Origin of the sequence: Oceanobacillus sp. Castelsardo (assembly GCF_001659985.1) — a bacterium.
Taxonomy (GTDB): domain Bacteria; phylum Bacillota; class Bacilli; order Bacillales; family Amphibacillaceae; genus Oceanobacillus.
Map to the genome: position 1 here is coordinate 1 of NZ_LYCS01000017.1, position 21804 is coordinate 21804.

At 37.7% G+C, this 21804-nt stretch carries 18 protein-coding genes, 3 rRNA genes and 1 riboswitch; of the genes, 8 read left to right on the plus strand and 13 right to left on the minus strand.

The window, feature by feature from the left end:
* Nucleotides 1-279 (minus strand): 16S ribosomal RNA (locus A9178_RS17955); the annotation flags it as partial.
* Nucleotides 280-1204: 925 nt separating this feature from the next.
* Nucleotides 1205-2347, minus strand: a complete 1143-nt coding sequence (locus A9178_RS17960) for an amidohydrolase (RefSeq protein ID WP_068677752.1) — start codon at nucleotides 2345-2347, stop codon at nucleotides 1205-1207.
* A gap of 331 nt (nucleotides 2348-2678) precedes the next feature.
* Between A9178_RS17960 and A9178_RS17965 the strand changes: the two genes are divergently transcribed.
* The 3 genes from A9178_RS17965 to A9178_RS17975 all read left to right on the plus strand — a co-directional run bounded on the left by A9178_RS17965 (nucleotide 2679) and on the right by A9178_RS17975 (nucleotide 6364).
* Nucleotides 2679-3866: a hypothetical protein gene (locus A9178_RS17965; RefSeq protein WP_068677754.1), complete on the plus strand. Its 1188-nt coding sequence runs from the start codon at nucleotides 2679-2681 to the stop codon at nucleotides 3864-3866.
* Nucleotides 3867-3959: 93 nt separating this feature from the next.
* Nucleotides 3960-5186 (plus strand): Zn-dependent hydrolase, encoded by a 1227-nt coding sequence (locus A9178_RS17970; protein WP_068677756.1) that lies wholly within the window; start codon nucleotides 3960-3962, stop codon nucleotides 5184-5186.
* Nucleotides 5187-5191: 5 nt separating this feature from the next.
* Nucleotides 5192-6364, plus strand: a complete 1173-nt coding sequence (locus tag A9178_RS17975) for a M20 family metallopeptidase (RefSeq protein WP_369801997.1) — start codon at nucleotides 5192-5194, stop codon at nucleotides 6362-6364.
* 407 nt (nucleotides 6365-6771) lie between these two features.
* On the opposite strand, the gene ssuE is transcribed toward A9178_RS17975, so the two are convergent.
* The 7 genes from ssuE to A9178_RS18010 all read right to left on the minus strand — a co-directional run bounded on the left by ssuE (nucleotide 6772) and on the right by A9178_RS18010 (nucleotide 13367).
* Nucleotides 6772-7329, minus strand: coding sequence for an NADPH-dependent FMN reductase (ssuE, locus tag A9178_RS17980; RefSeq protein WP_068677760.1), 558 nt, complete (start codon nucleotides 7327-7329; stop codon nucleotides 6772-6774).
* A 173-nt stretch (nucleotides 7330-7502) separates the two neighbouring features.
* On the minus strand, nucleotides 7503-8996 hold the full coding sequence (locus A9178_RS17985; RefSeq protein ID WP_068677762.1) for a sodium:solute symporter family protein: 1494 nt from the start codon (nucleotides 8994-8996) through the stop codon (nucleotides 7503-7505).
* Between the two features lie 9 nt (nucleotides 8997-9005).
* Complete coding sequence (locus A9178_RS17990; RefSeq protein WP_068677764.1) at nucleotides 9006-10379, minus strand: LLM class flavin-dependent oxidoreductase; 1374 nt, start codon at nucleotides 10377-10379, stop codon at nucleotides 9006-9008.
* Between the two features lie 18 nt (nucleotides 10380-10397).
* The gene (locus A9178_RS17995; RefSeq protein WP_068677766.1) at nucleotides 10398-11066 is read right to left on the minus strand and encodes a carboxymuconolactone decarboxylase family protein; all 669 of its coding nucleotides are present in this window, start codon (nucleotides 11064-11066) and stop codon (nucleotides 10398-10400) included.
* Nucleotides 11067-11228: 162 nt separating this feature from the next.
* Nucleotides 11229-11334: riboswitch (SAM riboswitch) on the minus strand.
* Between the two features lie 156 nt (nucleotides 11335-11490).
* Entirely contained in the window at nucleotides 11491-12444 is a 954-nt protein-coding gene (locus A9178_RS18000; protein WP_068677768.1) for a bile acid:sodium symporter family protein, read from the minus strand.
* A 213-nt stretch (nucleotides 12445-12657) separates the two neighbouring features.
* Nucleotides 12658-13188: a hypothetical protein gene (locus tag A9178_RS18005; protein ID WP_068677771.1), complete on the minus strand. Its 531-nt coding sequence runs from the start codon at nucleotides 13186-13188 to the stop codon at nucleotides 12658-12660.
* Nucleotides 13182-13367, minus strand: coding sequence for a hypothetical protein (locus A9178_RS18010; protein WP_068677773.1), 186 nt, complete (start codon nucleotides 13365-13367; stop codon nucleotides 13182-13184). The genes A9178_RS18005 and A9178_RS18010 overlap by 7 nt, the downstream gene beginning before the upstream one ends.
* 581 nt (nucleotides 13368-13948) lie before the next feature.
* Here A9178_RS18010 and A9178_RS18015 point away from each other — a divergent pair.
* On the plus strand, nucleotides 13949-14197 hold the full coding sequence (locus tag A9178_RS18015; RefSeq protein ID WP_068677775.1) for a glycine zipper 2TM domain-containing protein: 249 nt from the start codon (nucleotides 13949-13951) through the stop codon (nucleotides 14195-14197).
* Between the two features lie 114 nt (nucleotides 14198-14311).
* Here A9178_RS18015 and A9178_RS18020 read toward each other — a convergent pair whose 3' ends face one another.
* Complete coding sequence (locus tag A9178_RS18020; protein WP_068677777.1) at nucleotides 14312-14983, minus strand: serine/threonine protein kinase; 672 nt, start codon at nucleotides 14981-14983, stop codon at nucleotides 14312-14314.
* A gap of 349 nt (nucleotides 14984-15332) precedes the next feature.
* On the opposite strand from A9178_RS18020, the gene A9178_RS18025 reads away from it, so the two are divergent.
* From A9178_RS18025 to A9178_RS18035, 3 genes are all read left to right on the plus strand, one after another.
* Nucleotides 15333-15779 (plus strand): PaaI family thioesterase, encoded by a 447-nt coding sequence (locus tag A9178_RS18025; RefSeq protein WP_068677779.1) that lies wholly within the window; start codon nucleotides 15333-15335, stop codon nucleotides 15777-15779.
* Nucleotides 15780-15918: 139 nt separating this feature from the next.
* Nucleotides 15919-17505, plus strand: a complete 1587-nt coding sequence (locus tag A9178_RS18030) for a PTS sugar transporter (protein ID WP_068677781.1) — start codon at nucleotides 15919-15921, stop codon at nucleotides 17503-17505.
* A gap of 484 nt (nucleotides 17506-17989) precedes the next feature.
* Nucleotides 17990-18544: an NUDIX hydrolase gene (locus tag A9178_RS18035; RefSeq protein WP_068677787.1), complete on the plus strand. Its 555-nt coding sequence runs from the start codon at nucleotides 17990-17992 to the stop codon at nucleotides 18542-18544.
* Nucleotides 18545-18588: 44 nt separating this feature from the next.
* Here A9178_RS18035 and A9178_RS18040 read toward each other — a convergent pair whose 3' ends face one another.
* A complete protein-coding gene (locus tag A9178_RS18040; RefSeq protein WP_068677783.1) occupies nucleotides 18589-20148 on the minus strand; it encodes an FAD-dependent oxidoreductase in 1560 nt (519 codons plus the stop codon).
* A 440-nt stretch (nucleotides 20149-20588) separates the two neighbouring features.
* Here A9178_RS18040 and A9178_RS18045 point away from each other — a divergent pair, with 440 nt between their 5' ends.
* Nucleotides 20589-21347, plus strand: a complete 759-nt coding sequence (locus A9178_RS18045; protein ID WP_068677785.1) for an NADPH-dependent oxidoreductase — start codon at nucleotides 20589-20591, stop codon at nucleotides 21345-21347.
* Between the two features lie 88 nt (nucleotides 21348-21435).
* Here A9178_RS18045 and rrf read toward each other — a convergent pair.
* Nucleotides 21436-21550 (minus strand): 5S ribosomal RNA (gene rrf, locus A9178_RS18050).
* Nucleotides 21551-21616: 66 nt separating this feature from the next.
* A 23S ribosomal RNA gene (locus A9178_RS18055) occupies nucleotides 21617-21804 on the minus strand; the annotation flags it as partial.

The following is a 21804-nucleotide window of genomic DNA, read 5'->3' on the forward strand; positions in this document are numbered from 1 at the left end:
ACCAACTAGCTAATGCGCCGCGGGCCCATCTGTAAGTGACAGCTTACGCCGCCTTTTAAACTTCTTATTATGCAATAAAAAGTATTATCCGGTATTAGCTCACGTTTCCGCGAGTTATCCCAGTCTTACAGGTAGGTTGCCCACGTGTTACTCACCCGTCCGCCGCTCTTTCCACTACTTTCACCCCCGAAGGGATGAAAGTAGCTTCCAGCGCTCGACTTGCATGTATTAGGCACGCCGCCAGCGTTCGTCCTGAGCCAAGATCAAACTCTCCAAAAAAGTTTGTCAGAATGAACACCAATTCATTCTAATGTCTTAGCTTTTAGAAGTATTACCTTCTATTAATAATGAAAGAAAAACGAGTTTCTTTCTTGACATACTGGTTGTTTTGTTCAGTTTTCAAAGAGCAAATATCTAAGTCGTTTATTAAAAACGACTTTATCAATATATCATAACCACTTATTCAATGTCAATAAGTTTTTTTATTAATTGTCGTTAAATGATTTAATTTAGCGACAAGAATTACATTATATAACTTTCAAATAAGAAAGTCAACAGGTTTTTGTTTTCTTTTTAATTATAGTCCGCTTAAAGCGACAAAAAATATCCTACCACACTATCACACTAAAAGTCAATCATTCATTATAATTTTCTCTAACTCCAGTGACTCGTATAAAATAAAGCTTAGATAGATAACTGCGACAATACAAATTAATATCCCTATTATTTCTATTTCCTATACTACTTTTAGATATAGGAATAAACACTTCAAGGAAAACTAACGGCCTACTGGAGTTCATATCAAATAAGGCTCATTATTAAATTTACTCTACTATATAAATTAAAGTTATTTCCATATTATTTAATTCATTCCTTATAAATAGAAATAGGCATAAACTACTTCTCCAATCCACTCCGAGTTTTTTAATCACACCTCTGTTACAATGATAAAAAACACACGCTATTTTAAAAGTAAAATAACATGTGTTTTACATATTAGTTAGTTATAGTTTTTCCATTCTAAGATACACGTTTCTTCCCCATCTCTTTTAGGTGTCTTATAGAATAGTGCAGCATCCGTTCTTTGGAATATATATAGATGGGGAGATTCAATGTTTCCCAATTTAATAAAGTGCAATCATAACAACATGTTATTTATTCAATTTGCCGTTACTGAACCCTCTGAACGAAGGTATCTGTCCATTTATGCATTTTTTAAAACCTTCACAGCTAATGTTGCAAAATACTCAGCAGCAACCTTAATTGCTTCTTCATTTAAATCAAATTCGGGATGATGCCATTCTTTCGGGCCATCTACTCCCATCCATACAAAGAATCCAGGAATATAGTTTAAGTAATATGCAAAATCCTCTCCTCCAGCGTTAGGGACAGCATTTACTACTTCATATCCTGCTTCTTTGATAGCTTCACGCACGACTTCTTCATATTCTTCTGAATTATTTACGACTGGCAAATAGGAATCCCACTGAAAATCAACCGCTCCACCATGTCCTTCAGCAGTCGTTTGCGCTAGTTTCTTCATATAACTTGAAATTGTTTCGCGTGCTTCTTGTTGGAACGTTCTTACCGTACCTTGGAGTACCACTTTATCTGGGATCACATTCCATGTGTTTCCACCATTAATACTTGTAATACTAATGACCGCATTATGGAACAAATCAATTCTTCTTGCGATAATGGATTGTACATTCGTCACATATTGGGATGCCATAATAATCGGATCAATCGTGCTACTCGGGATTCCAGCATGGCCTCCTATTCCATTAAATGTAATTTCAAATTTATCCACACTTGCCATTAAACCATTTGATTTCACACCAATCGTCCCAACTGGAAGATCTGGTTTATTATGCATTCCAAACACGGCTTTTACATCATTTAATACACCTTTGTCGACCAAATATTTCGCACCTTGAGCAACTTCTTCGGCCGGTTGAAAGATAAATCTTACTGTCCCATGTAATAGATCCTTTTGTTCATTTAAAAGTATTGCAGCACCTAAAATAGAAACCGCATGAAAGTCGTGGCCACAAGCATGCATCTTCCCATCTATTTCAGAACGAAAAGGAACATCCGTCTCTTCTTTAATTGGTAAAGCATCGATATCTGAACGAATCGCGATGGTAGGGCCTTCATGTTCACCTCTAACTTCCGCAATGATTCCTGTTTCTAAACCAAAAGGAAGGATAGGGATTCCGTGTTCCCCAAGCCATTTTTTCAAATGTTCCGTTGTATTGAATTCTTCAAAAGCTAATTCAGGATTTCGATGCAGATCTCTTCTTTTCTCAATTAAATCTTTTGCAAGTTCCTCGTTTATTTTAAACATCTTCTTTCCCATCCCTATTTGTCTAGTATTTTAGTACATTTTAGAATACAAAGTGCATAATATCAAGTGGTTTAGTTGGATTAGTAATTGGACGTTTTTAGTAATTTAATAAAATGACAGTCCTTCAACTACCTGGAATATCTATAATGTTCCACATTATAGGACACCTAATAGGCATCATTAAGCTTATTCCAATAACCTTAAATCTATTCAAAAATTATAAAATTGTTACCAAAGTAAAAATTGTCATTGAATTCCGTTAGATTATTGTTATAATTAATTAATAATTTTTGTAGAATTATGTCAAATATTGCAGAAAGAAGGTAGAATAATGTCTCAAATGTTAGCTTTGGTTATACTAATAACCATTTTATTCATAGGAGAAGCAGTATCTATACGTACGAAGGCTTGGATTCCTTCCGTATTCATTTGTGCGATCCTATTCTTAATCGGGTATTGGACGTTTTTCCCGAAAGATATTGTTGAAATTGCAGGTATCCCATCGGTTGTAGCGTCGATGATGATTTACCTGCTCATCACCAATATGGGAACGTTGCTTTCATTGAAAGAATTAAAAAATCAATGGAAAACGATTTTGATTGCTCTTGCAGGTGTTGCTGGTGCAGCTCTATTATTACTTACGATTGGAACAATGATTTTTGGAATAGAAGCAATGATTGTTGCTGTTCCTCCATTAGTAGGCGGGGTTGTATCCTCACTCATTATGTCTGAAGGGGCGCAAGCAGTGGGACTGACAAGTTTGTCGGTTTTTGCTATCGTTATTTATGTTATTCAAGGGTTTGTTGGTTACCCGCTGACTTCAATTATGTTAAAAAGAGAAGGGAAAAACTATTTACAGAAATATCGGAATGGTGAAATAACATTTGAGGCATCGAATGAGGTAGTGGCAACAATTGAGGATCCTAAGCCTAAGTTATTTGATAGATTACCTGATAAATATAATACTAATTTCTTTAAATTCTTTAGATTAATTGTTGTAGCTTATTTGGCATATCTTACTTCCGTTGTTGTGGAACCACTTGTTACCATTCACCCATATGTACTTTGTTTGTTATTTGGGGTTATTGCTTCCAGTATTGGATTTTTGGAAAAAGGGGTGCTTGAAAAAGCAAACGGATTTGGTTTTGCGATGTTAGCTCTATTGTTATTTATTTTTGATGGATTAAAAAATGCTACCCCAGATATGATGGTAGAAATTTTCGGTTTATTAGTAGGTACCATTGTTATAGGTATTTTGGGAATGTATATTTTCTCTTGGATTATGGGGAAAGTATTAAAAGTTAGTAAAGAAATGGCATTCGCTGTGTCATTAACGGCATTATATGGATTTCCACAAGATTATATTATTACAAATGAAGTAGTCGAATCGATGGCAAAAGATGAAAAAGAAAAAGAAGCTCTATTAAGTCATATGCTGCCACCAATGTTAGTCGGTGGATTTATTACCGTTACTATTGTGTCTGTTATTCTTGCAGGGGTCTTTGTCACTTACCTATAATAATAGTAGATTCTTAGATTTCTTGGTTTAATCGGGTAAGTACACTTACTCAATTTTTCCAATTTAAAATTGAATTTTGGAGGCGTGATTTAGTTGGCAAATAAAGAAAGATTGAGACAACATCTTGAAACAATGAGTAAGTTTACGGCAACACCAAATGAAGGAATGACAAGATATTCCTATAGTCCAGAAGACGTAAAAACACGTACGTATATTAAAGAAAAAATGGAACAATATGGTTTAACGGTTAGTGAAGATGGACTTGGTAATATTTTTGGAAAATTAGAAGGAACGAAAGAATCGGCTCCTAGTGTTCTAATAGGTTCACATTTTGACAGTGTTCCTCACGGTGGTAATTATGATGGACCTGCTGGTATTATGGCAGGGCTTGAAGTTGCTGCTTTATTTCAAGAGTACGGAATCAAACCAGCATATCCACTGGAAGTAATTGCGTTGATTGAAGAGGAAGGTTCTCGTTTTGGTGGCGGTTTGATGGGATCCCGTGGAATTAACGGATTAATCACAGATGAAGAATTCCATACAATTCTTGACAAAGATGGGATTTCTGTTATAGAAGCGATGCAAGAGGCAGGTTTAGATTCATCCCTTCCTAAACATCGTGATCCAAAAACAATGAAAGCATTTTTAGAATTGCATATTGAACAAGGGCCGGTTTTAGAAGAAGAAAATATTACCATTGGGGTTGTCGACGCAATTGTAGGTTTAACACAATTTGAAGTGACAGTAGAAGGTAAAGCTGGACATGCAGGTACGACACCGATGGGCCGCCGTTCAGATGCGTTAATCACAGCGGCAACGATTGTTTCAGAGCTACCAAAACTAGCAATTGATGAAGGAAATGGAACAGTCATTACAACTGGTCAGTTTGCTGTCTTTCCAAATGGTTCGAATGTTATTCCAGATAAGGTAGTCTTTTCAATAGATCTTCGCTCAGGTGAAGATGTATCGATTCAGCGAGTGATGGAAAAAGTACAAGCGCTTATTGAATCACATCAAAAAGATGGTATTCAAACTTCTATTGAACAGCAATTGTATATCAAACCGAAAGAACTAAGTGAAGAGATCCGTTCTTACTTGAAAGAATCCACTGAAAAATTAGGAATTTCTTCTATTCCGATGCTTAGCGGAGCTGGTCATGATGCGATGGTATTTTCAGACTATACCGAAGCTGGGATGATTTTTATTCCAAGTAAAGACGGACTTAGCCATTGTCCAGAGGAATGGTCAAGCTTAGAACATTTAGCCAAAGGAGTAGACATATTATTTGAAACAGCAAAGAAATTAACGGAGGCAGAGTAAAGTTGATTAACGAAAAAATTAAAGCATATATCCTAGAACACGAGGAAGAATTAATCGCTACACGCAGAAAATTACACAGTGAACCGGAATTATCATGGGAAGAAGAAAATACGACAGTGTTTATATGTGAACAGTTAGAGGCGCTAGGTATCCCTTATCGTCGTACGGAACCTACTGGTGTAATCGCAGAAATCAAAGGCGGTAAACCAGGAAAGACGGTTGCACTCCGAGGGGACATGGATGCATTATCGGTTCAAGAACTCAATCAAGATTTATCCTATAAGTCCAATTTTGATGGAAAAATGCATGCATGTGGTCATGATGCACATACGTCGATGCTACTATTTGCAGCAAAAGCATTACATCAAGTGAAAGATGAAATCCCAGGAACCGTTAGACTTTTATTCCAGCCGGCAGAAGAAATTGCTGAAGGTGCTAAAGCAATGGTTAAACAAGGTGCGATGGACGGTGTGGATAATGTATTTGGCATTCATATTTGGTCCCAAACCCCAATGAAAAAGATTGTATGTAATCCAGGTCCAGCCTTTGCTGCAGCAGATATCTTCAAGGTGGAGTTTAAAGGAAGAGGCGGCCATGGTGCCATCCCACAAGATACCATTGATGCAGCTGTTGTTGCTTCATCCTTCGTTATGAACGTTCAAACCGTTGTTTCTAGAACTGTGGATCCACTTGACTCAGCAGTACTAACAATCGGAAAAATGGAAGTTGGCACCAGATTTAATGTGATTGCAGAAAATGCGGTCATCGAAGGAACCGTTCGTACCTTTAACAAGGATACGAGAGACCATGTAGAAAGAGAATTAGAACACTATGCCAATACAGTTGCAAGTCTTTACGGAGCAACGGCTAAAGTAACTTACACAAGAGGAACTAACGCAGTCATTAATGATACAAATAGTGCTCGTCTTTCACATGAAGTAATCTCGGAATCCTTTGGTCCACGCGTTCTCCATGATCAACAGCCTACAATGGGCGGTGAAGATTTTAGTTTCTTTTTAGATGAAGTTCCTGGATGTTTTGCACTAGTTGGTTGTGGAAATCCAGAAAAAGATACCGAGTGGGCGCACCATCATGGAAGATTCAATATTGATGAGGATGCACTAATTACTGGTGCGGAATTATACGCACAGTATGCGTGGGTTTATTTGAATAGTTAAGTGATATCGAATAAGTAAAAAAACCGAGCCCGAGCTGTATATTTATTTATAGCTCGGGTTTTGGTTTGTCTAGAAAATTAAACATGTAGTGGCTAGAATAGGCATTGGGGTGTTGGATATCAGCATTCATGCGGCGGATTATCAGTATTCGCGCGACGGATATCAGCATTCGCGCAGCATATATCAGCACTCGCGCGACAGATATCAGCATTCGCACGGCATATATCAGCATTCACGCGACGGATATCAGCATTCGTGCAGCATCATATATCAGCACTCGCACGGCATATATCAGCACTCACCCGTCAGATATCAGCATTCACCTTAATACGAAGAAGGCTGCCCACTAGTCTTATTTAGACATACGGAACAGCCTTCTTTTTACCTTTCGTCTAGTCAGACAACTTTTAATAAACCTGTACTAAACGATGATATTTTATATTCTGATTTACTTTTCCTAAGAAATAATCTAACTGTTTTTCAGTTCTCTCTAATATCTCTATATCTGTAATCGGATTTTCTCTTGTTTTATCTAATTGACTATCTTGAAAATAAAGTCCTTTTATCGTTTGCCCCTTCAAAGATGCTAGAAGTGGCTTAAGTGTGTACTCTATTGCTAATAGATGAGAGGCACTTCCTCCTGTCATTAATGGTAGGACAGGGGTATCTTGTAGAATGTCTTGTGGCAAAAGATCAATAAGTGCTTTTAAAACTCCTGAGTAGGATGATTTATAGACTGGTGTACCGACGATGACTCCATCTGCCTGTTCCAATTCTAGTGAAATTTGTTTAACCTGTTCACTATTAAAATTGCCAAACAATAAATCACCTGCCTCTACATCTTTTACGGAAATATGTTTTATCGAAAACCCCTCTTGTTCCACTCGTTTTCCTAAATATAGAAGAACCTGCTCCGATCTTGATGTAGAAGACGGACTCCCTGAAACAATAACAATATTAGCCATGGCAACTCTCCTCTCTGGCATTTCCCTACCCTAATAGCGAATGTCATGTCCTCTAATCATTATTTTTGCCAAAATACCATTTCCAAAGTGATAAACCAACTATGGCATAAATTGCAATCATTCCATAAAGCCAGACAGAAAGCATTTCATTCACGAACATTGTTTCATTCCCCCTATTCGGCTTTGGCCAACTCAACCTCTTTCTCCCCATGTTTTATAACATTGGCTAAAATTACCATCGCTAGAATCCCAATGAACGTTGCTACTGCACCAGCCGTCATTGTACTTGGAATAATTCCACCAAAGTATAGTATTAAATATGCTAATAAACCGATAGCCATTGACCCTTCCGCTGCTCTAGGAGATGCTTTTCGTTTTCCATAAACCGCGTATAGAATAGGTCCCAATGTTCCAGCCGCGACGCCAGAAATACCAATCCACATGATGTCACCCATATACACCGGTGGTTTAAGGACAATAAGAAATGCAACCACCCCTACAATTGGGACGGTGATTCTACTAATCTGTAACGCTATTTTCTCTGCTTTTTCATCTCCCACTTGAACATAGCCACGCTTCACTAGGAATTTTAGGAAAATGTCGTTGGCAAAAACCGTAGATATGGATACAAATAGACCATCCGTTGTGGACATAGCAGCTGCTAGAATTATCACACCAAAGAGCGCAACAATGATGGCTGGAAATGCCCATGTCACATACTCCATTAAAGCTAAATCTGTCACAATTTCTTCTGTTCCAATTGCGACTCTACTATAAAGTCCACCAAACAAGACAAGAACACATAAAGATGCCGTAATAATATAGGTAAGGATCATTTTCCCTAAATCCTTTTCATTTTTCAAACCTAACACTTTATTAAATAAATGCGGTGCAGATGCGAATGCCCACTGAATCGTAATCGCACCAATTACTGCTCCAATCGAATAAAAATGTGCTGAATCTGGATTAAAAACTTTCACTAGATTCCCGTCTTGTGCTGCTAGATTATCGACGATTCCGCTAAATGTAGCGATAATACCATCATTCCAAAAAATCACAATTCCAGAAATAAACACGACAATCCCGGCAATTGCCATTAAAATCACTTGAACGGCATCCGTATAAATATCAGCGAATGCCCCACCCCCAAAGACATACAACACAACAATTGCTGTAATGAGGAGCAGGCCAACCGTATAATCCATTCCTAGTAAATATTCAAAGATCCTTGCTCCCGCTACAAACTGCGCAGAGATATAAAAAATATTAAATAGTAATATTAAACCTGTACCAACTCGTAAAATATCACTATTATAGTAGTCTCCTAACCAATCCGGTAAAGATAGGGATTTTTGCTCTTTGTTCAAGGCTCTTATTTTTTTAGCGACCATCAAAACCCCAATAGCCCCTCCACCAATCATAGCAAGAGCGAGCCAGAGATTCGTAAGTCCCCATTCATAAGACCAGCCGGGATATCCAAGAAAAGTCGCCGCACTTAAATAAGTAGCGGCAAAGGATAGCCCCAACACAACTGGGCCAAGGCTTCCCCCACCTATCGCAAAATCACGGATATTTTTCGTTTTCTTTGTCCCTATATATCCAAGCGCCAACATAATAACTAGAAATAAAAGGAATCCAATCCATGTTAATAATGTTACAGTATTCATTACATCCCCCTATTTTACTAGTGTAGACACCTTTTTCGCCGGATGGTTATCTGGCAAATAAGGTCCTGCACCGAATAAGTTTTCTCGTAATGTTTTTCCTTCATATTCGGTTCGATAAATCCCACGTTTTTGCAATTCTGGAACAACATAATCCACAAACTCACGGAATGTTTCTAAAGAATAGCTTTGCGCAATATTAAATCCATCTACATCGCCTTCTGTTGTCCACTCCTCGATACGATCAGCAATTTGCTCAGGTGTTCCAATAAATTTCGCCGTTCCATTACCAAGCCCATGGTTTTGCACCGCTTCTCGTAACGTCCATTTCTTATTCGGGTCTTTCGTGTACATATCTAAATTTCCTTGAACCGCATCTGTCTCAATATCTTCAATGTATTGATCTGGATCATATTTAGAAAAATCAATTCCCGTATGACCAGATAGGAGTGCTGCAGTCCCTTCATAACTAACATGATTTTTTAAATCCTCATATTTCGCATACGCCTCTTCCTCTGTCGAACCGATAATTGGAAGAACCATAGGGAAAATACGAATGTCATCTGCATTCCTACCTTGAGTAACGACACGTTTACGCAGGTCTGCAGAATAATTTTGCAACGCCTTTAGTGAATGTCCTTTCGTAAAAACAGCTTCCGCATGTTTTGCCGCAAAGTCACGCCCCCTCGGAGATGCACCAGCCTGGAATAACACTGGAGTTCGTTGTGGTGATGGTTCAGTTAAATGAATTCCCGGTACTTTAAAGAATTCTCCATGGTGATTAATGGCATGAACTTTTTCTGGATTGGCAAAAGTATCGTTTTCCCTGTCATAAACAACCGCATCATCTTCCCAACTATGCTCCCAAAGCTTATAAACTACTTCTAAAAATTCATCCGCGCGATCATAGCGCTGATTTTTAGGAATTCGACCAGATAATCCTAGATTAATAGCCTCACTTTCTAAATACGAAGTCACCACATTCCATGCGACCCGACCTTCTGTTAAATGATCGAGTGTAGATAGCTGACGAGCCAATGCATATGGTTGTGCATATGTAGCAGAAACGGTCGGTGCAAAACCAATATGCTCGGTCACTTGGGCCATCGCGGAAATGATTAATAATGGATCATGCGCAGGCAATTGAACTGCATGACGAACTGCTGCATCATGACTGTTTCCATATACCGAATACGTACCTAATACATCCGCAATAAAAACCGCATCAAACTTCCCACGTTCTAATACTTTCGCTGTTTCCGTCCAATATTCTAATCGATTATGTTTCGTTCCCTGATCCTTTTCATGCTTCCATAATCCAGTAGAATGTGGAGAAGGTGAATTTTGTACAAAACCATTTAAATGAATTTGTTTCTTTTTACTCATTTCCTGTACCTCCTTTTCTTATTTCTCATCATAAGCATTTAGTGCATTTACACTGTGGGCAATTGCAGAACCAGCTTTAAGCGCAACTGCAACGAAAATCGCCTCTGAAATTTCTTCTAAGTCTGCCCCTGCTTTCCTCGCATTTTTCGTATGAACATCAATGCAATATGCACAACCAGTTGTATGTGCAGATGCCACGGCAATCAGTTCTTTTTCTTTTACCGATAATTTACCAGCTTTAATCGCTGTTCCATCAAATTTCACAAAAGCTTGAAACGATTCTTCGCTTAACGCATTAAATTCTTTTAGACGATTGAAATAAGACGCTTTGTATAACTCCTCATCTCCACTATTGTCATAAGCGTTCAGTCCATTCACACCATGTGCCAAAGCAGAACCAGCTTTCAATGCAGTTGCAACAAAAATCGCCTCAGCTACTTCTTCTTTCGAGGAATCATTTTTCTTTGCATTGCCAACATGTAAATCGATGCAATATGGGCAACCGGTAATATGTGCCACTGCTACCGCAATTAATTCCTTTAATTTAACCGAAAGTTTTCCTTCTGCTAGTGCTTGATCATTAAATTTAAAAAATGTTTCAAATGCTTCTGGTGCATATTCCTTTAATTCAAAAATCCTTCCGAAATATTCCTTTTTGTACAAGCTTTCTGTTTTTGTTACTGTCATCGTAAAATCTCTCCCCTAAAATTTTTTCTTACTAAATTTTAACTTTCCCTATTTGTTTAATAGGATTAATGTTTGCAAGAAGATACATTTGTTTGGCCTTAGTTGTAAAGCAAACAAAAAACCTCTTCCTGATGAGGAAGAGGTAATATATATTATATTCCACCCTCATCTTTCAAGCATACGCTTGCTGGAATTAGCACCTTGTTACATTCGTAACGGTTGCCGCGGGATCTACAGACCAGGCTCCTACCCCGACTCTTGATAAGGAAAACTTATTCAATTAGTAAGAATTAACATTATCTTACAGAACGAAAAGGAATCTGTCAACAGTAAATTTTCAGAAAAGGACTTTTTTACCAATAATAATGACTATCACCCATAACGCTAGAACCTTTTATTTTCAATTTAAATCCAGCCATTAAACTTATGCTGTTTTCTTAACATCAGAATCGGCCTGCTCTTTCTTTCCCCACCAGTTGGCAAGGAGTGGCCCCGAGATATTATGCCAAACACTAAAGATTGCACCGGGAACGGCTGCAATTGGTGAGAAATGAGCAAGTCCAAGTGACGCAGCAAGTCCTGAATTTTGCATACCGACTTCGATTGAAATTGCTTTTTGATCTTTTAAATTAAGTTTGATTGCTTTTGCAAGTAAATACCCAAACAAATATCCTAAACAATTATGTAGTACGACGACTGCAAAAATGAGAAGTCCTGAAGTCATTATGGATTCTTTATTTACAGCTACAACTGCTGAAGCTACTCCCACAATTCCGATGACTGAAATGAGTGGCAATACTTCCACACTTTTGCTCACTTGTTTGCAAAATAGCATTCGAATAACGACACCTAAAACGATGGGTAACAAGACGACTTGGACAATCGAGATGAACATGTCCATGAATGATACGGAAAGCCATTGACTGGCAAGCAAATAGGTTAGTGACGGAGTTAAAATTGGTGCAAGTAATGTGGATACTGCTGTAACTGTCACGGATAATGCTGTGTTCCCCTTAGCCATGAACGTCATGACATTAGAAGACGTCCCTCCAGGACAACACCCTACTAAAATAACCCCAGCCGCAATTTCTGGTGGTAAATTAAATGCATACGCCAGTCCAAAAGCGGTTAATGGCATGATGGTGTACTGGGAAACTACACCAATCAGAACACTTTTCGGTGCGAGAAAAACGCCTTTAAAATCATCTACAGTCAGGGTGAGTCCCATCCCGAACATAATGATTCCTAATAAAAGCGACACATGTGGTGCAAGCCAGGCGAAACCTTGTGGAACAAAAAAGCTAAGCACTGCAAAAAGAATAACCCAAAGCGCAAATGTGCTTGTGGCAAAGTTACTAACCTTCCCTAATGTTTTCATATTCTTTCCCCCTAAGGTTACCAAAAGAGTGTGAATACTCTTCTAATTATTTAATTTTAAATATTAACATAAATTAAACTTTTAATCTAGTATTCATTATTTTGCAGGGAAAAACAAAAGACCAAATCACACTCGATTTGATCTAATAATTAGTGAATTATTTCATAATATTTTCTATCAAAAGTCCATCAGGTGTTTGCCGCGATGCTACTTTTACTCTTCTGAACTTAATTTCATAGATTCCGTTAACTTCAAGACATCCTCTTTATCAAAATCTGGATTGGTAATTAAAAGTGAATATCGAAGACCGTCTTCATCCCAAATAAATCCATCGATCATTTCTTCATATTCACCGTTATTACCACGGATTTTTACGTCTCCTTCTTTAATCTCCATTCCTTCCGGTGCTGGAAAAATAGAAAGCGTAAGCATAGGAATATCCTCTTCTGAACTATAATTTAATTCAACTTCATGCCTACCCAGGCCTTCCGAAAAATCATACATGTTTACTTCTGATAATTGAATCTCTCCTTCTGGAAATACGAGAAAGTCCTGCCCTATTGCTTCTTCTGCCTCTTCCAACGTAACAGAATCTGCTCCAAAGCTTTCTTCAAGTTCGGAAATTTCCACATCCTCAGGAATTTCCAACGTAAACTTATCTGTAGAAAACTTCGGAGAGAAGTTAAGCTCCGTGTATTCTAATTCACTTGTCATATCACCAGTTTCTGAGATTAGTTTTACCACAAACCAAGTCTTCTCCTCCACCCTAATTCCATATCTCCAAGCAGACTATCTTTTTCATTCGCTTTTATTTTAATGTGGTACGTATCAAAATCTAGAACCTTTTCTTCTCCTACTACCTCATAGGTATGAGAATCCTCCATTGATTCTAGCATCGTTTTAAATTGTTCTTTCGGGCTCATATTCTCTAAAAAAAGACATAACCTGCCATTGCAAATTATGCCTTCTTTCCCTATCTTCTAATTTTCTCCATCTCTAAACTTTGAAACCTACTAGTTCAAGGAATCCTGCCCATTCCTTGAACTTTGTAAAACATATCCGTCCGTCCAAACAACACCCCTAAATAGTCAGGCTTCAAAAGTTAGAAAGAAGTGGGACGATTAATCCCAGCTTTCCAATTCCGCTCCTAATTGTTAGCAATATCACTTTTCCGTATCACCTTATAAAATTATATATTTCTATTTACCAATAAATAAATCGCTTACATTTTTGGAGTTGAAAAGGAAAAAATTCAAACTCTTTACGTTATATAGTATAATTCAGAAAAAATATTTAGTCAATTCTTATAGCAAGTCATTGGTTTTCATAACGTTCGGCTTTCATAGAATGTGAACTTCAGCGGCCGACCGTTAACTCCAACAAAACTGTCGTGAACTACAGCATCGACTCATTCATCCACCATAGTTAACTTTGAAAATATTTCTGTATAGTTTTGAGGAAATATGGAAATAACAGTAAGGAGTAAATAGAGAGGATTGAAGGTATGAACGATTTTCAGAGCAGTATTCACACTGGCGATGATTCCATTGTCATCGGTTGCTCTCGTCATGGGGCAATGAGTGGTGCTGCATACGGTAGTTACATAGGCAGCAAGATTGCCGGAGCTACTGGAGCAACGACTGGATATTTCCTTGGTGCCATTATTGGGGCAGTTTTCGGTCCCGATGATAGTTTCAAAGGGAATCAGACAGATCAGCCCGAACACAACTCAGACATGAAACAATTGCTTTAACCAAGGTAACACCAAGCGACCCATCTCTATATAGGAAGGCACAACTCGTATTATTCTAGTTGTGCCTTTCTTTCTTCTATTGGATAAAAATTCGACTATATATGATTGCTCTTCCTACTTTTTTAAGAAATTCAATATAACCTTCATAAACTCCTCATAAGAAGAAAAATAGTTATTCCGCTGGTTATACCATTTTCGGACCGTTTCTACTAACCAAAAAGGGACAGAATTTCCATCAATTAAGTGATAGTATTGTTCATATCCTTTTTTTAGATGCTCCCACCTGAAATCATTACCAGGTTTGCTGTATTCGGAAACATCTAGGATTTTTGCCTTTCCGTTTTGTAATAAAATATTTTTTAAATGAATATCACGTGGGTTAAGCCCTTTAGAACGAACATATTCTCTTGCATCCTCCACATCGTGTATCACTCGTTGTGGAATGCGAATCCCTTGTAAAACACAATCAAAGAGAGTTGTTCCTTCCTCATAACTTAAAACAAGGTGATCATCATAAGAAGCAAAACATGTGGAAAAGAAAGGGGAATCCCCTAATTTTTCATATACGTCTGCTTCAGCCTTTACCTTATCTACCTTGTCCTTTGCATATTTTTTAAATGCAAATTCTGGGTCTTTTATAGATTGAAAAACAGCGGCATCTGTCCCGACCCCGATACACTTCAAATCTGCAGCATGCCCACTTACCGTAACAGGTTCGTTATTTGTATTTGAAAAAACAGTAATTTTAGAAAGCGAATCTCGTACTATATCCCAATTATTTTCCATATAAGCCCCCTTTTTTAAAATATTTTAACAATAACATTATTTTTTAACTATAGAGAATGTGCACAAGCTTCATACGGATAATGCTAGTCATAAGGTTTCATTTTTCCGCCAAAGTTTATTTCCTTTTTTTATTCCCATATCTGAATTATTTGATTATTCTTTACTGCACATATCAAAAATGGTACGATTCTTTCAAAGGGAATTAAAATCGCTAGTCCCAGTCTTAGCGTATTACCTAAACCTCAAATGATAAGGAAAAATTACAAAGCTTTATAGACATGACTTTCGCTGTATTTAATTGACCATTTTAGAACGTTTCATTTTTAATAGTGGAGGGAGAAACTAAATCATGAATAAATTGGAAGGTTTAAAGAAAATGATGACAGGTGAAGTTCCTGGCCCACCGATCGCAGAGGTACTTGGGTTTCAAGTTGTAGAGGTCGAGGAAGGTAGGGTTGTTATTGAATTGGATGCTTCAGAAAGACTACATAATCCGATGGGGACATTACATGGTGGTATATTGTGTGATATAGCTGATGCTGCAATGGGATATGCTTTTTCGAGCACGCTTGCTGAGGATGAGCTTTTTACAACGATGGATATTAAATTAAATTTCCTTAAACCTATTTTTAAATCAAAACTTCGTGCCGAGGGAAAAATAATTAAAAAAGGCTCCACAGTCGGATTGCTTGAATGTCATGTCTACGATGAAAAGCAAAGTCTCGTTGCCCATTCAACAAGTTCATGTATGATTTTGAAAGGAAATTCGACTGGAAAAAGATTAAATAAAAAATAAAAGTTTTGTATGTTAGTACCAATTAAATTAAAGCCTCCAAAATTTTTCAATCCCTAAGGACTTTATCGCTTTAGTATGATAAAATATTAATGTGTTAAATAACTATCATACTAAATCAGGTAATACGGGGGAGATTATCTTGAAAAATATTGCTATTATTGGTAGCTCTGGGGGCAACCTATACAATCTAGGGGGAAAAAATCCTCAAAAATTATTAGAAGAAATTGAAAACCAATGTACCGCTGCTAACTTTAATATAGCTGCTATCCAATTTATTGCGGCGGAAGTTTCCATGGATCAGGCAAAAGCGAACGCTAAGGCAAGTATTTTTAGTTTAGATGAAGAAGGTCGAATGACACAAAGTACTACGAATACATTAGAAAATATAAACGAGGAAGCGAAAAAAACAGATGAGCAAATAGCCGCTCTTATTCTTAATAAAAAAGTAGATGGATTAATCGTCATGAGTGCCGATGCAGATGGCGCTAATCAGAACGTTATCAACGCTGCAGTCGAAAGGAACATTCCAATCGTTGGTACTGGTGGAACATCGATAGCGACGATAAGTACGAAAGGTGCAAACGTGATTGCTAAATCTGGAACGACAGGCACAACGAATCGTACAAGAGCCATCTCTTTCATTACTTCCCTAGCGAAATATTGGGATGTAAAATACAAACCAATTATTGGTGCAACGAATAAAGCGGGCATTGAAAACAGCGGTAGCATTTGGAAAAATATTAATATCCGTGGCATTATGGTTTCTGCGTTACCAGGTTTTATAGCGATGGCATTAGTACTAGCCTTAAGTAAAATTCCTTTATTCAGTGGATTACAGGATATTTTTGATATTATGATTGGCGCACTTCCAGTTATTATCGCAGCAATTGCGGCAAAACAAGTATCTAATTTAGATGAAGTGTCCATTGTAGCTGGGGTTGTTGCCGGTGTATTATCTGCCAATGGTGGAATTATCGGCGGAATCATTGGCGGTATATTAGCGGGGATTTTCGTACATTACTTTTTCCGAAAATGTATAAGCTGGAAATTCCCAATGACGACCGTGAATATTGCCGCAGGAGGATTAGCCGGTTTACTTGCGGGGCTATTAGTCTACTATTTATTTGCCCCAATCGCTTTGTTTATTGGGGATGGTATTAAGACTGCGATTGAAATGGCTATAGCGTTCAACCCAGTTCTAGCAGGACTATTAGGTGGTCTACTCATTTGGCCAGCCATTTTAGGTGGGGTATATCATGCTGCTATTTTACCAATTGTCCTATTAGAAATGGAAAAAACCGGAGCAAGTTTCCTAGGTGCCATTGATATGGTTGGATTGGTCATTGTATCTGCCGGTATTAACCTGGCAAACATCGTTGCACCAAGAGAAAAGGGAGAAGCCGCAGCCGCAACTCCTGGATTCTTAATCAATATGGGATTCGGAACATTTGTGGAAGCAGCCTATCCATTTATGTTCTCGAATAAACTCGTATTCGGTGGTGCGATTCTATCTGCCGGAGTCGGCGGTGCACTAGTCGGACTATTCGACGTTCGCGGAACAGCCTACGTCCCAACATTCACCGCTCCATTTTTATCTGATAATACTTTAGGCTTCGTCATCGCCATGCTCGTAGCATTTATCTTGTCATTTGCAATTACATTTGTTGCGAATAAGACGAAGAGAAAGAATGTGGATGAAGCTGGGGATAAGAGTGTAAGTGCATAAAAGTTTATTAGAAAAGTTAAATACAAGGTTAAACCCAACATGCCAATGCTTGTTGGGTTTCATTATTTTATCTTTCTTTTTCAATTCAAATAGCAACTAAAAGTCTTTTAAAATAGATGGCTTTTGTTATTATAATGACAAGGATACCGTTTTTTTAGGAATTACTAATGTATAACATCTTTGTGAAATATTGTACTCAATCTGACGAGGCGGATGATTTAAGAAAAGGGAGGGGTAACATGTTTAAATCTGAGGTTGCAAAAAGAATAATATCATTCTCCAATGATACACCTGATTTTTCTGTAACTTCTTGGGGGGTGGAGTTCATCTCCAGAATTTTTTTAGAACCTTAGTCACTATATTTACAAGATTTTCAATCGAATGATAAGCATTAAGCATTAGCCTTTATAAAAAAACTGTCTTCAGATAAACTACCTATATGGGTTATGATAAAACAAAACTAAAAAAAGAAGTGAGAAAAAAAATGAAATGGTACGAAAACATTAGAAATTACCAACCTTGGAATGAACAAGAAGCTAAAGATAAAACCATTATGATTCAATGTATGGAAACTTTTGCTGATGTCCTAACACGAGATAACGAAATTGCCCATATCACAAGTTCTGGATTTGTCGTAAACAAAAATAGAACAAAGGTGTTAATGGTGCATCACAATATTTATAATTCCTGGTCTTGGACAGGTGGGCACGCAGATGGCGAGGAAGATTTATTGCATGTTGCTTTAAAAGAAGCAAAAGAAGAAACAGGAGTTAAACATGTTTATCCTGTTCATGAGGATATTCTGTCATTAGATATTTTAACGGTCATCAGTCATTATAAAAATGGCAAATACGTTGCCCCTCACCTACATTTATCCCTTGCTTATTTATTAGAAGCAGATGAAAATGACCCGCTTTTCATAAAACCGGATGAAAACAGCAATGTTCAGTGGATTCCTTTTGATGAAATAGAAGCCTATTCGAATGAACCCCATATGATTCGTATTTATAAAAAAGTGATAGAAAAAATTCAGAACTAAAAAACTCGTATCTTGGCTACTGCCCAATGATACGAGTTTTTCATTTAATAGCCAGAATCCTCCGAAGTAATGTTATCCATCATCTTATAGTCATACTTTTGTAAAGGTTTTTCAGCCGGACCTTCAATCACGTCCCCCGTATAAGTAAACCTTGATCCGTGACATGGGCAATCCCAGCTACGTTCCCCACTATTCCACTCTACTTCACAACCAACATGGGTACAAGTTGTATCCACAATATGTAGTTGCCCTTCTTGATCCCGGTAAGCACCTTTTCTGTGCCCATTAATACTAATAACTGCACCTTCATCATTTCTTAACGTATTCGGGTCCGTATTACTCGTTTGGAACTTACCCTTAATTAAATGCCCAGCAACATCCACATTTTGAACAAGAAAGTTTTTAATACTAGGTGTCGCATAAAATCTAGATGGGGTATACAGACTTGTAAAGTTATTTTTCTTTCCTAATACAATATCCTTCAGTAATAATGCCGCAGCAGTTCCATTGGACATGCCCCATTTTCTATAACCTGTAGCAATCAGTATGTTCGGCTGTCCAGGGGTTATTTCTCCTATATACGGAATCTTATCTAAAGTGGTAAGATCCTGAGCCGACCACCTATATAGAATATCTTCTAAACCAAATACGTTTTGGCCAAATTCCTCTAATGCATCGAAATGTTTCATCGTATCAGCACCTTGGCCCGTTTTATGGCTTTCCCCAACAAGAAGAACCATTTCTTCCCCGTTGATGGTCACAGATCGAACGGAACGCGTTGGTTTATCGGCGCTAATATACATTCCCCCAGGAAAACTCTTCTTTGGTTTTGCAGCAAGAACGTATGCACGATCCGCGTACATTCTTGTGGAATATAGACCGATACCTTCATAAAAAGGGAAATGTGAACAAGCTAATATGAATTTAGCGGTAACACGAAAATCCTTGCTAGTTAAAACAGTTGGATTTTCACCTGTTTCAATATTGACTGCCGTTGTATTTCCGAAAATCTTAACCCCTTTTTCCGTAATCGTATCGACTAGATGGGACAAATATTTTAATGGATGAAACTGTGCTTGATTCCGCATAACCGCTGCATTTCTTATTTCTAAATCGAATGGTAGCTTTTCTACTAATGCGCCATCAATACTAAGCTTCTCATATGCTTGCACTTCTTTTTTGATTTTTTCTTCGTATTCATCCGTCGTTGAATAGACATACGAATCCTGTTCCTTAAAGTCACAATCAATGTTCAACGTTTCAACCGTATCTTTTATGAACTTTAGTGCTTCCATATTAGCTTCATAATATAATCTTGCCTTACTTTTTCCCATGTTCGTTATAAGCTCGTCATAGATTAAATCATGTTGGGCCGTAATCTTAGCAGTCGTATGTCCCGTTGTTCCACCAAGTAACTGATCAGCCTCTAGTATAGCAACTTTCAATCCTTCATTTGCTAAAAGATAGGCAGATGTAATTCCAGTAATCCCACCACCAACAATACAAACATCCACTTGTAAATCTTTATCTAAACCTGGAAACTCCGGCAGCTTAATAGAATCTCTCCAATATGACTTTGTGTTCTTTGGTAACTTTTCAGGCATAATACCCCTCCATTATGTAGTGAATCATAGTAACAGATTCTCCATTTTTGAAAGGGAGTATACAGAAGTGTTGAGAAAGACTTTATCATTAATGGCATTCGCTATTATGCTTAGCAGATGCCCTAGGAGAACTTGTATAAATCTTTACGACGAGCAGAGTAATCCATCTTCTTTGGCACCGTGATACTCATTCTATAAACTTGAGCAGGGCTCGGTTAATTCCTCATTGTGATAATAAAACTCTATAACTATTTTTTCCTATATTTTTTTCTCACCTTTTGCTACTTAATTTCAAATAACCTTCACTAAAATTACTAGGAATAGTTTAATCGATTAAGTGTTAATATCGGTACTAATTTATATACAGAATTAATAATTAGAGATATTAAAATAGAAAGCTTATACTAATATAATAATCTATTACAACAGGAGGAAAAGTAATGAACGAAACAATTAATTTACTAAACAATCATCGATCCATTCGGAAGTATACGGAAGAAAATGTGAAGCGTGAACATCTTGATATTATTATCAAATCAGCCATGGCAGGACCAAACTGGGCAAATGGCCAACAAGTCACGGTTATTGAAATACAAGATAAAGCGAAAAAAGAAACACTCTCTGAATTAGCAGGAGGACAAGTTTGGATTAATGATGCACCTGTTATTTTTGTTTTCTGCCTCGACTTTCATCGCCTGAAAATAGCAGCTGAAAATCAGGATCGATCCTTTACATTAACAAATGACAGCGAGTATGTCCTAATCGGTTCTACGGATGTGGGTATAGCACTTGGCCATGCCGTAACAGCAGCCGAATCACTTGGTCTTGGTACAGTCCCAATTGGGGGGATTAGAAAAAATCCGGAAGAAGTGATTGAATTGTTGGATTTACCAAAGTACGTTTTTCCAATTGCCGGCCTTGTCGTTGGTCATCCGGCCAATCACTCTGCTCAAAAACCACGTCTCCCACTTGAAGCTGTCCATCATATGGAAAAATATAATACTGAACTTCATGACTACATTCGTACCTATGATAAAACGATGTCGATTTATTTAGAAAAACGGACATCTGGGGCGGATAACTCCAATTGGTCTCATAAAATCCTCGACTTTTATGAAAGGCGCTTACCTTTAGAATATGGTCGAGTAAAAGGAGTACTTCAAAAGCAAGGTTTTCATCTTGGGAAGAATAAAAACTAGTTTTTTTAATACTTTATAAATAAAAGGAAGTGCACATAACGGCATATGAAAAAAGACAGGATACAATTGTATCCTGTCTTTTCAAAATGCCTGGCGGCGTCCTACTCTCGCAGGGGGAACCCCCAACTACCATCGGCGCTGGAGAGCTTAACTTCTGTGTTCGGTATGGGAACAGGTGTGACCTCTCCGCCATTATCACCAGACAATAATATTAAATTAAGGTTTATACCTTAAAAACTAAATAAGAGTAAATTAGACATCTAAAGAAGTTAGTTAAGTCCTCGATCGATTAGTATTTGTCAGCTCCACGTGTCGCCACGCTTCCACCTCAAACCTATTAACCTCATCGTCTCTGAGGGATCTTACTCATTTAAAATGATGGGAAGTCTCATCTTGAGGGGGGCTTCATGCTTAGATGCTTTCAGCACTTATCCTTTCCACACGTAGCTACCCAGCC

Coding starts and splice junctions, on each gene's coding strand:
- A9178_RS17990 (WP_068677764.1), bottom strand. CDS start 10,379: ATGAGTAAAAAGAAACAAATTCATTTAAATGGTTTTGTACAAAATTCA.
- A9178_RS17960 (WP_068677752.1), bottom strand. CDS start 2,347: ATGTTTAAAATAAACGAGGAACTTGCAAAAGATTTAATTGAGAAAAGA.
- A9178_RS18020 (WP_068677777.1), bottom strand. CDS start 14,983: ATGGAAAATAATTGGGATATAGTACGAGATTCGCTTTCTAAAATTACT.
- A9178_RS18000 (WP_068677768.1), bottom strand. CDS start 12,444: ATGAAAACATTAGGGAAGGTTAGTAACTTTGCCACAAGCACATTTGCG.
- ssuE (WP_068677760.1), bottom strand. CDS start 7,329: ATGGCTAATATTGTTATTGTTTCAGGGAGTCCGTCTTCTACATCAAGA.
- A9178_RS17985 (WP_068677762.1), bottom strand. CDS start 8,996: ATGAATACTGTAACATTATTAACATGGATTGGATTCCTTTTATTTCTA.
- A9178_RS18045 (WP_068677785.1), top strand. CDS start 20,589: ATGAACGAAACAATTAATTTACTAAACAATCATCGATCCATTCGGAAG.
- A9178_RS18040 (WP_068677783.1), bottom strand. CDS start 20,148: ATGCCTGAAAAGTTACCAAAGAACACAAAGTCATATTGGAGAGATTCT.
- A9178_RS18010 (WP_068677773.1), bottom strand. CDS start 13,367: ATGAGCCCGAAAGAACAATTTAAAACGATGCTAGAATCAATGGAGGAT.
- A9178_RS18035 (WP_068677787.1), top strand. CDS start 17,990: ATGAAATGGTACGAAAACATTAGAAATTACCAACCTTGGAATGAACAA.
- A9178_RS18025 (WP_068677779.1), top strand. CDS start 15,333: ATGAATAAATTGGAAGGTTTAAAGAAAATGATGACAGGTGAAGTTCCT.
- A9178_RS17995 (WP_068677766.1), bottom strand. CDS start 11,066: ATGACAGTAACAAAAACAGAAAGCTTGTACAAAAAGGAATATTTCGGA.
- A9178_RS17965 (WP_068677754.1), top strand. CDS start 2,679: ATGTCTCAAATGTTAGCTTTGGTTATACTAATAACCATTTTATTCATA.
- A9178_RS18015 (WP_068677775.1), top strand. CDS start 13,949: ATGAACGATTTTCAGAGCAGTATTCACACTGGCGATGATTCCATTGTC.